The 12,034-nt window shown below is 71.6% G+C and carries 9 protein-coding genes and 2 tRNA genes; 3 read left to right on the top strand and 8 right to left on the bottom strand.

All coding sequences use genetic code 11. The features are described from left to right. Window positions 1-3: 3 nt before the first annotated feature. The gene (locus PSQ21_RS11075; RefSeq protein ID WP_274030308.1) at window positions 4-2,889 is read right to left on the bottom strand and encodes a DNRLRE domain-containing protein; all 2,886 of its coding nucleotides are present in this window, start codon (window positions 2,887-2,889) and stop codon (window positions 4-6) included. A 281-nt stretch (window positions 2,890-3,170) separates the two neighbouring features. Further along, window positions 3,171-3,244, bottom strand: a tRNA-Lys gene (locus tag PSQ21_RS11070). 192 nt (window positions 3,245-3,436) lie between these two features. Here PSQ21_RS11070 and PSQ21_RS11065 point away from each other — a divergent pair. From PSQ21_RS11065 to PSQ21_RS11055, 3 genes are all read left to right on the top strand, one after another. Next, complete coding sequence (locus PSQ21_RS11065) at window positions 3,437-4,729, top strand: peptidoglycan-binding protein (RefSeq protein WP_274030306.1); 1,293 nt, start codon at window positions 3,437-3,439, stop codon at window positions 4,727-4,729. Window positions 4,730-4,758: 29 nt separating this feature from the next. After that, a complete protein-coding gene (locus tag PSQ21_RS11060; protein WP_274030305.1) occupies window positions 4,759-6,990 on the top strand; it encodes an SPFH domain-containing protein in 2,232 nt (743 codons plus the stop codon). A 244-nt stretch (window positions 6,991-7,234) separates the two neighbouring features. Continuing rightward, window positions 7,235-7,825, top strand: a complete 591-nt coding sequence (locus PSQ21_RS11055; protein ID WP_274030304.1) for a lytic polysaccharide monooxygenase auxiliary activity family 9 protein — start codon at window positions 7,235-7,237, stop codon at window positions 7,823-7,825. Window positions 7,826-8,057: 232 nt separating this feature from the next. Here PSQ21_RS11055 and PSQ21_RS11050 read toward each other — a convergent pair. From PSQ21_RS11050 to ehuC, 6 genes are all read right to left on the bottom strand, one after another. After that, window positions 8,058-8,131: transfer RNA gene (locus PSQ21_RS11050), tRNA-Lys, on the bottom strand. 179 nt (window positions 8,132-8,310) lie between these two features. Continuing rightward, complete coding sequence (locus PSQ21_RS11045; RefSeq protein ID WP_274030303.1) at window positions 8,311-8,853, bottom strand: hypothetical protein; 543 nt, start codon at window positions 8,851-8,853, stop codon at window positions 8,311-8,313. A gap of 37 nt (window positions 8,854-8,890) precedes the next feature. Then, window positions 8,891-9,649, bottom strand: coding sequence for an IclR family transcriptional regulator (locus tag PSQ21_RS11040; RefSeq protein ID WP_274030302.1), 759 nt, complete (start codon window positions 9,647-9,649; stop codon window positions 8,891-8,893). 167 nt (window positions 9,650-9,816) lie between these two features. Further along, window positions 9,817-10,674: an ectoine/hydroxyectoine ABC transporter ATP-binding protein EhuA gene (gene ehuA / locus PSQ21_RS11035; protein WP_274030301.1), complete on the bottom strand. Its 858-nt coding sequence runs from the start codon at window positions 10,672-10,674 to the stop codon at window positions 9,817-9,819. Beyond that, a complete protein-coding gene (gene ehuD / locus PSQ21_RS11030; RefSeq protein ID WP_274030300.1) occupies window positions 10,664-11,305 on the bottom strand; it encodes an ectoine/hydroxyectoine ABC transporter permease subunit EhuD in 642 nt (213 codons plus the stop codon). The genes ehuA and ehuD overlap by 11 nt, the downstream gene beginning before the upstream one ends. Then, on the bottom strand, window positions 11,302-12,033 hold the full coding sequence (ehuC, locus tag PSQ21_RS11025; RefSeq protein WP_274030299.1) for an ectoine/hydroxyectoine ABC transporter permease subunit EhuC: 732 nt from the start codon (window positions 12,031-12,033) through the stop codon (window positions 11,302-11,304). Before ehuC ends, ehuD begins: the two co-directional genes overlap by 4 nt. Window position 12,034: the final 1 nt, after the last annotated feature.

Below are 12,034 nucleotides of genomic sequence, written 5' to 3'. Positions count from 1 at the left end.
GGGCTACTTGACGGAGAGCGCGTGGTCGGTGTTCGCGGTGGTGACCCGCTCGCACCGGTAGGTGGACCAGCGGTGCTCGGCGACCAGCTTCTTGCCCAGCGCATCACAGCCACCGAGGTTCTTCAGGGTCTCGTAGGCGACCCAGGTGGCTGCCGTGTTGCTCTTCACCTTGTTCGCCGCGATGTAGCCGGCGGCCGCAGCACCGGAGGAGACACCCTCGGTGCCGTCCCAGTCGTAGTGAACGCCCAGCCACACCCGGCCGACGGCGTTCTCGTTCGCCGCGGCCGAGAAGCTGCTGAACGTCCGTGTCACACCGACGGCGTTCGGGTCCTCGGTGGTCGCGGTGAAGGTGACCTGGTCGGTGGCGAACCACTGCTCCATCGCCTTCGCCCACGCGCCGCCGAACGTGGCGTGCCCCGAGACGTAGGCGGGGAAGGGCGGGGAGAAGTGCTGGCCGTTGCGGTCCTGCGACAGAGGCTGCCAGTTGGGGTCGACCGTGGTGGCCGCGTTGCCGTCGCCGTCCAGACGGACCGCGGACTCCGGACGCCACAGGTCGAGGTCGGTCCGGTACTTGGCGTCCCAGGCGACGACGCCGGCGTCCGCCATGGAGAAGGCGGTCAGCGCGAACAGCTTCGCGTTGGCGGTGACGGACAGACCGCGGTCGCGCGAGACGGTCTGGGTGAACTCGAAGAGCTGGCCCGGGGGCTTGTAGGTGCCGTCCAGGTCGTTGGCCCAGAAGAGGGCCGCCCGGGTCTGGTCGGCCGTGCGCTGCGTCGAGTCGGACTTCCCGAGGGACTTCACCTGGTTGACCTGCCGGGCGTACTCCGCGCTCTTCAGCACATCGGAGCTTCCGGCGAGCGTGGGAAGGCTCTTGGGGCGGAACTGGGAGCCGGACGTCAGGCCGAACGGCTTGACCAGGCCCCAGCCCGGGGTGGCGGCGCTGCCGCTTCCCGTGGGACGCCACTGCCCGGGGGCGGTGCTGGGCGTGTAGGCGGTGTTGCTGGTCGCCCCGTCGTTCTGCCGGTCCTGGAGCATGGCCGCGGCGGCCTGCTGGCCGACGGAGGTGCCCGCCGCGCGCTGGGCGGAGGTGACCCCGGCCGGGATGGTGGAACGCGCGTCCGCCAGCTCCTGGTCGAAGTTCAGCTGCGGGTACACCGACCGCAGCACGTCGAAGGCCGCGTGGTCGATGGCGCTGTTGATGTCCGGCAGTTCACCGGGCGAGGCGACCTTGACGAGGTAGGGGTCTCCCAGGCACTTGGCGGCGCCCTGGGCGCACTGGGCGGAGTTCGCCGCGTCGTAGACCGCGCCGTGCATCATCGCGCCGGCCCGGGCCAGCGGTCCCGGAGCGCCGCCGATCTGACGGTAGGACGCCTGCAGTACGTCGTTCCAGTAGGTGACGTGGTCCTTGACCGGGTCGGCCGGGACCTCGTAGGTGACCAGCATCGACGGCCCGTTGCTCGGCGCGTCGCCGGAGGCGAAGATCTTGTACGCCGTGGTGTCGGCCTCGTCGGTGGCGCGGATGCCGATGGCGTTCTCCGCGCGGTCGGCCGTGGCCCATTCCTTCACCAGGCCGGTGACATCGGTCTGGATCCACTGGGAGCCGCAGGCCGGGGAGTGGCCGAGGGTCTCCGTGGAGGTCGCGGCCTTCGAACGCCAGGCGGGCTGGTTGCTCCAGCGGGTGGAGGCCGACGTGAGCCCGGTGTCCCACAGCTCCCACGACCTCGGCTCGCAGGAGTCGGACCAGACCGAGTAGAGGTTCAGCTCCGCGTTGAGGATCTCCTTGCCCGAGACGACGAAGTTCCTCGGGAAGTGCACGAAGGAGCGTGCCGCCTGCTTGCCGTACTCCCGGCCGACGGGCAGGTCGATGGAGGCGGAGAGGTCCTCGGTCACGCCCTCGCGTACGGCGGTGTCGAAGTTGGTGCCGAAGAAGACGGCCGGGTCGATGGTGACCGGGAACTTCGTGTCCTTGTCCGCGAGGAACTTCCGGTCGGGGGTCAGGCGCAGCTCCAGGTCCTGGCCCTGCCCCGCGACCTCCAGGCCCACCGCGGCGCGGTTGGTCGCCGCGAGCCCCTGCTTGTTGCGGGAGGCGTCCCACATCACCGGGGCAGGGAGCCTGCCCACGGTCTTCTCCGTCTTGGCGTCGGTGAACGTGACCGAGTGGTCCGCGTTCCGCGCCGCGTTCAGGCCCTTCGCCGTGAGAGGCAGGGTGATGGAAGCCGCCGCGTCGGCCGCCGACCGGTCCTTGACCACCAGATACTGCTCGAACCCGGTCCGCGTCGCCTCGACCACCAGGTCGGTCGCGGGCCGGACGTTTACGTAGGTGGCCTTGTTGCCCTTCAGCACGGGCTCGGGCAGTGCGCCCTGCCAGCCCAGGCTGACCTCGTGCGGCCCGTTGCCGAGCGTCACCAGGTCGCCGCCGGCGGCGCCGGTACGGCCGGCGAGCTCAAGGCCGCGAGGGTGGCTCTTGGCCCGCACCGAACCGTCCTCGGCCCTCTCCAGGTCGACGTCGATGGCGGACCAGGTCGTGCCCTCGCGGAACCGGACCGGTCCGGCGTGGGTCTCCTGCGTCATGGTGCCGTCGGGGTTGGCCCAGAGCGTGGTGTTCTCCGTACGTGCGCCGAGAACCTCGACCTGACGCTCCTGGGCGACGGCTGCGGCACGGGCCGACGCCTCGTCCGGAGCCTCGGCGGCCCCGTCGCGCGCGGGCGCCTGAGCGGTGTCGGACACCTTCTTGCCCTGCGGGCCGTCGGCGACCGCGGTACCGGCCGTCACACCGACCTCGGCCAGCAGCAGCACGGACAGCGGTACGGCCAGTGCCTTCAGCCGTCGTGCCGCGCCGCTGCCGCCTCGCGCGGACCCCTCCGCGGACAGGCGTATGTGTCTTCGCATCGATGAACCCCCATTAATCGTGCACGTGTTCGAAATCGCAGTCGAACCATGGCACCCCATCACTGCCCTGATCCAGCCCCCACGGTCACGTTCGGCAAGTGATCTTTACCATCGGTGATCTTTGCGGATTCGCCGCACCTGGCCGGCGATTCGGGTGTATCGACCGCGACGAGGGGGGTGTGGGGGTGCGGTGCGACGAGGGCCTCCGCGGGTGTCACCCGGGGGGAGGCGGGGAATGATCAAAGCCCCCTCACTGAACGTGAGAGGGCTTTGACTGTGCGTGCGCCGTCAGGGACTCGAACCCCGGACCCGCTGATTAAGAGTCAGCTGCTCTAACCAACTGAGCTAACGGCGCCTGCTGACCTGGAGAACTCTACCCGACTCCCAGGGGTGCTCCGAACCATTTACCGGACGCCACACCCCATCAGATAGTCGTTTTTTTCCTTTGTTCCGTCAAAATGCGATATGTCAGGGGAGTTAAGGCCCTGACGTCCGTTGCGGCTGCGCCCAAAGATCTTGACGAATGACGAGTGCGGAGGGGAATCGCATGACTGTGCCGGTCTTCGAGGAGTACGAACCCGCCATCGACTGCGGATGCGCGGGGTGCGCCGTGCGGCGGCGCTCCGCCGCGAGGGCCCTGCCGGTCCGGCGCGGTGGTCACCCGGCCGCGCACGGTGCGCGCCGCGCCCTGGTGCTGGCCACGGCCGCCGGGGTGGTCCTCTCCTGCGGCGCCGCGGGTGCGGCCGAGGCCGCCGGCCATGCCCCCCGGGCCCCGCACGCCGACGGGGGATCCGACCCCGAGCCGGCCACCCCGCAGGGTGAGAAGGGGCCGCTCCGGGGCGCCGGCGCCTCGGGCCCGCCGTCCGCCGGATCGGCCGCGCCGAAGACGACCCGGGCCGACATCATCGCCCGGGCCGCGAGGTGGGTGAGCGCGAAGGTCCCGTACAGCATGGAGGCGTACTGGTCGGACGGCTACCGCCAGGACTGCTCCGGCTATGTGTCGATGGCCTGGAACCTCGGCAGCAACGAGTGGACCGGCAGCCTCGCCGCCTACGGGACCCGGATCGCCCGCGCCGACCTCCAGCCCGGCGACATCCTCCTCTTCCACAACCCGGCCGACCCCTCCGAGGGCTCGCACGTCACGATCTTCGGCGGCTGGGCCGACTCCGCGCACACCCGCTACGTCGCCTACGAGCAGGCGCGCCCGCGGACGCGGAAGCAGTCGACGCCCCTGGCGTACTGGAACAACTCCGACCGTTATGTGGCATACCGCTACAAAGGAGTCACGGATGGATCGCCCGGCTCCGGATCCTCCACCGCCTTCCCCGGGGCCGACCGGTTCGGCCCCGGCGCCGACAACAAGTACGTCACCGAGCTCGGCCGGATGCTGGTCCAGCGGGGCGGCGCGCGCTTCTACGCGGTCGGCCCCGGGCCCGTGTGGGGTACGGCGGACCGGCGCGCGACCCAGGCGTTCCAGCGGGCGCAGGGCTGGCAGGGCGAGGAGGCGGACGGTGTCCCGGGCCCGGACACCTGGCGCCTGCTGGCCACCGGCGGCGGACGGAGCATTCCCGCCGCCGGGGCGGGCGGCAGCCCGAGTACAGCGGTCGCGTTCCCCGGACGCGGCTATTTCAAGCCGGGTCAGTACAACAGCCATGTCGACCGGCTCGGCGAACAGTTGGTGAAGAAGGGATACGGCAAGCACTACGTGTCGGGCCCCGACCCGCGCTGGACCGAGGCCGACCGCCGCAACGTCGAGGCGTTCCAGCGGGCCCAGGGCTGGCGCGGCGGTGCGGCCGATGGTTACCCGGGGCCGGAGACCTGGCGCCGGCTCTTCGCCTGACGGACGTGACGGAAAGGAATCGGTAACCGGTGACCCCCAACGACGACCAGACCCCCCGGACCACCTCCCCCTCCCCCTCCACCCCCACCCCCGACCCCGACCCCCACTTCCTGGACGACCAGTTCCCGCCGTCCCTCTTCGCGCCACCGGGCAAGGGGAGCCCGCCCCCGCTCTTCGGCCCCGCTGTCGACAGGACCCCGCCGCCGGAGCAGGAGCTTCCGCCACGACCGGACGCCGCGCGCGCGCCGGCCGCGAAGCCCGAGCCCGTACGGGTGCCGGGCGCGGAGTCCGCGGGGGTGCTGGAAGCGAACGCCGAGCCCCCGCCGCCGCTGGCCGGTCGCGCGGGCAGGGGCTCCCCGCCTCCGCTCTTCGGCCCCGTCGTCGACAGGCCCCCGCCGCCGGACGGCGAGCTCCCGCCTGCGCCTGCGCCTGCGCCCGCGCCCGCGCCTCCGTCCCCTTCACCTTCGCCGTCACCGTCACCGTCTGCGTCCGTACCTGCGTCTCCGTCGGACGACGAGCCCGGGCCGGCGCTGTCCGGCCGGGGCGGCCGGGACTCCGCCCCGCCGGACGCCGGTAGCGTTCCGCCCGCGATCGCTCGGACCGGAGCCCCGGAGCCCTCGAACGTGAGCCCGCACCTCGGCCCCGGCCCGGACCGCCGGACGGGCGGGCCGGTCCCGTCGGCCCCTGTCGACGGCAGTCCCGCCCCCGGTGGTCCTGGCGGCGACCGCACCACCTCCGGCCGTCCCGCCCCCGCGCGCCCCGTGCCGCTCGACGGGAACCTCCACCTCAAGCCCGTCCGGCGTTCGAGGACGGCGGAACCCTCGGCGGAATGGACCCCGCATCCGTCCTACGGGGCCGAGCCGGAGGCCGGAAAGGGTTCCGCCCGGAAGGATCCGGCCGGACGCCGCCCCCGGGGCGCCCCCGCCAGGGGGGCCGTGGACGACCCCGGGCCCGACACCGAGCTGGACCTCGTCCTGGACCTGGCCCCCGGTGACCGGGCCGCCTCCGCCAGGTTCTCCGTACCCGGGCCCGGACACGTATCCCTTCCCGTATCCGCCTCCCCGGCCGCCGCCGAGCCCTCCGCGCCGACCACGGCGACGCCCGCGAACCCCGGCCGCCGCCACTCCGTCATCGCCAACGAGACCACCGCCTCCATCCCCGTACACCTCCTCTTCCGGGACGACCAGGAGTCCGCGGGCCCGGCCGGCCCGGCCGGGCCGACCGCGGCGGCGCTGCCCGCGGCCGTCGTCCGTCGCCCCGCCACCGGGGACCGCTCGCCCGCCACCCGGAAGCCCCCCGTCCCGCGTTCGCCGCAGACCCGGGTGCGGCCGTCCACCCGGCCCGCCCCGGTCGCCGACCCCCGGCTCGCCGAACGCCCGGGCCCCGCCCTGCCCGGCTCCGCAGCCCTGCTCGTCGGCGCGGCCGGGATCGCCGGCGGGCTGGCCGTCCTGTGGTGGCGCGGCGCGCTCCCCACCGCCTGGCAGACGGCCGTCGGCCTCACCCCGCGGGCCGACCTCGGCGTCGGCTTCGGAGCCTGGGTCCTGCTCGGCCTCCTCGCCACCGTGGTGCTCCTCGCGCTCGGCGGCCTCGGCCGGGGCAGGGTCGGGCACGCGTGGGTGCTGACGCTCTTCGGCGACTACCGGGGCAGCGTCCGGCGCACCGGCCTCGTCTGGGTCTCGCCCCTCCTGCTGCGCCGCCGCGTCGACGTGCGGCTGCGGCACTGGCGCAGCGAACCGCTGCCCGCCGTCGACGCGAACGGCACCGCGCTCCGCGTGGTCGTCCTCGTGGTGTGGCGGATCAACGACACGGTCCGGGCCGTCCTCGGCATCGAGGACCACGAGGCGTACCTGAGCGCACAGGTCGAGGCCGCGATGGCCCGGGTCCTCTCGCAGCTGCCCGCCGACGCGTTCCACGAGGACGCCCCGAGCCTGCGCGACGCGGAGGCGGTCGGTGACGCGCTGACCCGGATGCTGAAGGCGGACTGCGAACCCGTGGGCGTGGAGGTGTACTCGGCGCAGCCGACCGGCATCGAGTACGCCCCCGAGGTCGCGGCGGCGATGCAGCGGCGGCGGATCGCCGCGATCGACTCGATGCACCGGGACAGCGTGCTCACCTCCGTGGTGGACGCGGTCGACGACACGGTCAACCGGCTCACCACGCGTGGCATCGTCGAACTCGACGACTACGAACGCAAGGCACTCGTCAAGGACTTGACGGTCGCCTTCTACACCGGTCGCAGTGGGGGAGGGGACGGGGGCTGAGGCCCCGGGGGAGAGCCGGGGACGGCCCGGGGGTGCTCCGGGAGTGGCCCGGGGTGCTCTGTCCACCGGCTGGAATATGACGCTCATTGGTCTGGACATGTTCACGCCGCGTCAATAATCTAAGACTTGGTCTAGACCGCAGTACCTCGCATGCACAGCACCACGCACCACACCACGCACCAAGCGCGCAGCAGTCGAGCAATGCTCATGGAACCTCCCCCACGTTCTAGAGGAGCGACAGCCCATGCGGAAAAAGACAGGCGCGGCCGTGATCGGTCTGGCGATAGCGGGCGTCTCGGTGCTCGCGACCACGAGCGCCAGCAGCCACGGCTACACGGACTCCCCGATCAGCCGTCAGAAGCTCTGTGCCAACGGCACGGTGACCGGCTGCGGCAACATCCAGTGGGAGCCGCAGAGCGTCGAGGGGCTCAAGGGCTTCCCGGCGGCAGGACCGGCGGACGGCAAGATCTGCGCCGGCGGCAACGGGCAGTTCGCCCAGCTCGACGACCCGCGTGGCGGCAACTGGCCCGCCACCCAGGTCACCGGCGGACAGGGCTACAGCTTCCGCTGGCAGTTCACCGCCCGCCACTCCACCAGCGACTTCCGCTACTACATCACCAAGGACGGCTGGGACTCCACCAAGCCGCTCACCCGGGCCGCGCTCGAATCGCAGCCCTTCATGACCGTGCCGTACGGCAACAAGCAGCCGCCGTCCACGCTGACCCACCAGGGCACGATTCCCACGCAGAAGAACGGCAAGCACATCATCCTCGCCGTCTGGAACGTCGCGGACACCCCCAACGCGTTCTACGCCTGCTCCGACGTCAAGTTCTGAGCTTCGTCCGTTACCGTGCGGCACCCTGAGAAGTGCCGCCACCGTCGCGGACCTCGTACGACGTCAAAGGGATGACCACCGGCCCGCCCCGGAGCACGGCCCCACCGTGCTCAGTCATCACCAGGTGGCATCCCCGGATTTCCCGCTGTTGCTCAGCGCGGCGGCCCTGGCCGGGGCCGCCGCCAAAGCGCAGTGGGCGGCCTCCGTGAAGGAGACCGCCCACTGCGTGTCGTGCGCCGTCAGGGACTCGAACCCCGGACCCGCTGATTAAGAGTCAGCTGCTCTAACCAACTGAGCTAACGGCGCCTGCTGACTCGAAAATAATACCTGGTCCGGAAGCGTGCTGATGACACCCCCCGTGGCCCCGCCTTCCGGGGCCCCGGAAGGCCGTCCGCGCCTGCCTGGGCCGCCCCGCGCGCCCTGCCTGGGCCCGTCCCCCGCCCGGCCTGGGCCGCTCGCGCCTGTTTACGCCGTCGCGCGCCTGCTCACGCCGCCCCGCGTCCGGCCACCGCGTCCGGGATCAGCGGGCCGATCCAGGCGGTGAAGGCGTCCCGCAGCTCGGCCCCGGCCGCCCGGACGACCGCGTTGGGGTCCTCGGCGGCCTCCAGGCCGAAACGGTCGCGCAGCCAGGACCGGAACGCGGGATTCCCCGGGCAGGGGTCGTACCCGTCCTCCTCCTCGCGCTCGTCGTAGTAGTCCACGCCGTCCCAGCCGCACATCGGGGACCAGCCGGAGGCGAGGACGCGCAGCAGCTCGGGCAGATCGCGGGCCACGACATGGACGCCTCCCTCGTCCCCCAGGAGGAGCACGGGCAGCGTGGCGAGGTCGGGGCGGTCGTCCAGCAGCCAGATCGCGTAGGCCGAGCCGGAGCCGGTGGCCTGGGCGAAGGGACGGATCCGGTCGGCGATCGGCGGGTAGCCTCCGTCGTCCTCGCCGAAGGCGGTCAGCTCGAAGCCGGGCGCGAAGTAGTCCTCGACGCCGTCCTCGAACTCCTTGAGGAGGTTCAGCGCGGGTATCGGTGCGTACATGGCGGTGACGCTACCGGCCCTGGGCACCCCCCGGCGGTTACAGCGCCAGCGACAGCAGGACCGGCGCCGCCCGGCGGCTGAGGGTCTCGGCCGCCTCCCGCAGCCGGTGCGCGTCCTCGATCGGCAGCGACAGGGCGAGGCAGCCCGCGGCGGAGCCGGCCGTCAGCGGCACGGCCGCGCAGACGGTGCCCACCGCGTACTCCTGGAGGTCCAGCACCGGGACCGTGGTGGACTGGGCGTCCAGCTGGGAGAAGAGGATCTTCTCGCTGGTGATCGTCCGGGAGGTGAGCCGCGCTGTCCGGTGCCGGGAGATGTGGTCGCGCCGCCCGTCGTGGTCGAGCTGGGACAGCAGGCACTTGCCGACCGCGCTGGCGTGCGCGGAGGAGCGGAAGTCCACCCACTCGTTGACCGCCGGTGTCAGCGGTCCGTCCGCGACCTGCTCCACTCTGACCTCGCCGTCGACATACCGGCTGAGATAGACCGCCGCGCCGACGGAGTCGCGCAGCTCGGCCAGGATGTGCTGGAGGCGGTCCTCCAGGGCCTGGCGGCGGGCCGCCCCGGAGCCGAGCAGCAGCAGCGAGGCGCCCATGACGTACGCGCCGTCGCTGGTCTGCTCCACATATCCCTCGCGGCGCAGCGTGAGGAGCAGTGAGGCGAGGTGGCCGGTCGGCAGCCCCGTCTCGCGGGAGATCTGGGCATCGGTGACGCCGTTGCCGTGCTGGGAGACGGTTTCCAGCACCCGCAGGGCGTACTGCACCGAGTGGAACGGCGCGGTCGGCTCGGGCTTCAACGCCACGGTGTCCCCCTACCAGGTTGTGACCGCAAGCTTTCGCCCCACGATAGCCGCCGGAACGCCCCCGCGGGGCGGCACTTGACGGGTCGGCGGGCGCGCCCCGGCGCTGTCATCAGGGGCGCACCCGTCTGGCATATGCCAGCGTCATGGTCGATGGCTCAACCGTGAGGTCACAGCACCGCGTTGAGGAACTCGCGCGTACGTTCGTGTGACGGGTCGGAGAAGATTTTCTCCGGGGATCCGGACTCCACGACCCGTCCCGCGTCGAACATCAGCACCTTCTTCGAGACGTCCCGGGCGAAGTTCATCTCGTGGGTCACGCAGAGCATGGTGATGTCGGTGTTGCGGGCGATGTCCCCCAGCAGCTCCAGTACGCCCGCCACCAGCTCCGGGTCGAGCGCCGATGTCACCTCGTCCAGGAGCAGGATCTCCGGCTCCATCGCGAGGGCACGGGCGATGGCGACCCGCTGCTGCTGGCCGCCGGAGAGCTGCGAGGGATGGGCGTCGACCTTGGCGGAGAGGCCGACCAGGTCCAGCAGTTCCCGGGCCCGCACCTCGGCCTCCTCGCGGCTCTTGCCGAGCACGCTGACCGGGGCCTCGGTGATGTTCTCGATCACCTTCATGTTCGGGAAGAGGTTGAACTGCTGGAACACCATCCCGATCTTCTTCCGGGACTCGCGCAGCTGCTTCTCGCCCGCGGGCTTCAGCGAGCCGTCCGGGGCGCGGACGTGGGACAGCGGGGAGCCGTCGACCCAGATCACCCCGCCGCTGATCTTCTCCAGCGTCATCAGCAGCCGCAGGATGGTGGTCTTGCCCGAGCCGCTGGGCCCGATCAGGGTGACGTGCTCGCCGCGGTCCACGGTGAAGTCCAGCTCGTCCAGGACCACATGGTCGCCGTAGCGCTTCACCACCTTGTCGAACCGCACCAGCGGTTCGCCCGTGCGCGCGGTGGCCGGGGCCGCGTCCTCGGGAGCTGCGGCCGGCCCCGGCGACTCCGTCTTCTCGATGGGGAGGGGTTCAGTGGCCAAGGCGCTTCTCCAGCTTTCTCATCAACAGCGACGTGGGGTAGCTCGCGACCAGGAAGATCAGGCCGGCGAGGGTGAACACCTCGGTGTACGCGAACTGTTCGGCTCCGTACTTCCGGGCCTCGAAGACCATCTCCTGCACCGTGATCACGGCGAGGAACGGCGTCTCCTTGAACATCGAGATCGCGTAGTTGCCGAGCGCGGGCAGCACGTTGCGCACCGCCTGCGGCAGGATCACGGCCTGCCAGGTGCGCCGGGGCGACAGCGACAGCGCGCGGCACGCCTCCCACTGGCCCTTCGGCACGCCGTCGATCCCGGCCCGGTAGACCTCGGAGGTGTACGCGGCGTAGTGGACGCCCAGCACGGCGATGCCGATGTACAGCGGCTCCACCGAGTTGAACAGGGCCGCCGCCCCCACCAGCTGGACCAGCAGCGGGGTGGAGCGGACGAACTCCGTGACGAGGCGCACCGGGACCGTCACCAGCTTGCTGGGCGCGCGCCCGGCCATCGCGACGGCCAGTCCCAGCACGGCGGCCACCAGGGTGCCGAGCACGGTGGCGAGCAGGGTGACCTTGAACCCCTCCAGGAGGAGGGGCAGGGACTCTCCCACGGCGTTCCAGTCGAAGCCGTTCACCGGGTACCTCCCACGGCGGTCGTGGACACGCTGCGGCTCTTGAACAGGCTCTTCGCGCCGGTGTCCAGGCCGAGCCGCCGCTTGGCGCTCCGCTCCAGCAGATTCATCAGCAGGGTCAGCGCGTAGGCCAGGACGAAGTAGGCCACCAGCAGCGTCAGATAGGCGGTGAGCGTCTCACCGGTACGGTCGCGCAGCTGCTGGATCACCGTCATCAGATCGGCGGCGGAGATCAGCCACAGCAACGGGGTGCACTTCAGCAGCTGGATCAGCAGGTTGGTGAAGGACGGGATCATCTGGACCCAGGCCTGCGGCAGGATCACCTTCCACAGCCGCCTGGACGGGCTCAGGTTGAGCGCGATCGCCGCCTCGTACTGGCCGCGCGGTACGGAGTTGATCGCCCCCCGCACCACTTCGGCCCCGTACGCGCCGTAGTTGAGGCCGAACGCGACCACGCCGCAGATGACCGGGGTCAGTTCGTAGCCGGTCATCAGCGGCATGGCGTAGTAGAGCCAGAACAGCTGGATGTAGAGGGAGGTGCCCCGGAAGAACTCCACGACCACCCGGGAGACCCCTCGGGCCAGGAGCAGCCGGCTGCCCGCCATCAGGCCCAGCGCGAAGGCCAGGACCCCGGCCAGCAGCGCGCCCAGGACCGTGGCCTGGAGCGTCACCCACAGGCCCGAGCGGACCCGGGGGAGCTCCTCGACGAGGAGGGAGAAGAAGTCACTCATG

It is taken from the genome of Streptomyces sp. MMBL 11-1, from assembly GCF_028622875.1.
Classification (GTDB): domain Bacteria; phylum Actinomycetota; class Actinomycetes; order Streptomycetales; family Streptomycetaceae; genus Streptomyces.
Note: the sequence above shows the minus strand (reverse complement) of the source record. Positions and strands in the feature narration are given on the sequence as shown.

Excerpts from the sequence above, each read along its gene's own strand:
- PSQ21_RS11075 (WP_274030308.1), bottom strand. The coding sequence starts at position 2,889 with ATGCGAAGACACATACGCCTGTCCGCGGAGGGGTCCGCGCGAGGCGGC.
- PSQ21_RS11065 (WP_274030306.1), top strand. The coding sequence starts at position 3,437 with ATGACTGTGCCGGTCTTCGAGGAGTACGAACCCGCCATCGACTGCGGA.
- PSQ21_RS11055 (WP_274030304.1), top strand. The coding sequence starts at position 7,235 with ATGCGGAAAAAGACAGGCGCGGCCGTGATCGGTCTGGCGATAGCGGGC.
- PSQ21_RS11045 (WP_274030303.1), bottom strand. The coding sequence starts at position 8,853 with ATGTACGCACCGATACCCGCGCTGAACCTCCTCAAGGAGTTCGAGGAC.
- ehuC (WP_274030299.1), bottom strand. The coding sequence starts at position 12,033 with ATGAGTGACTTCTTCTCCCTCCTCGTCGAGGAGCTCCCCCGGGTCCGC.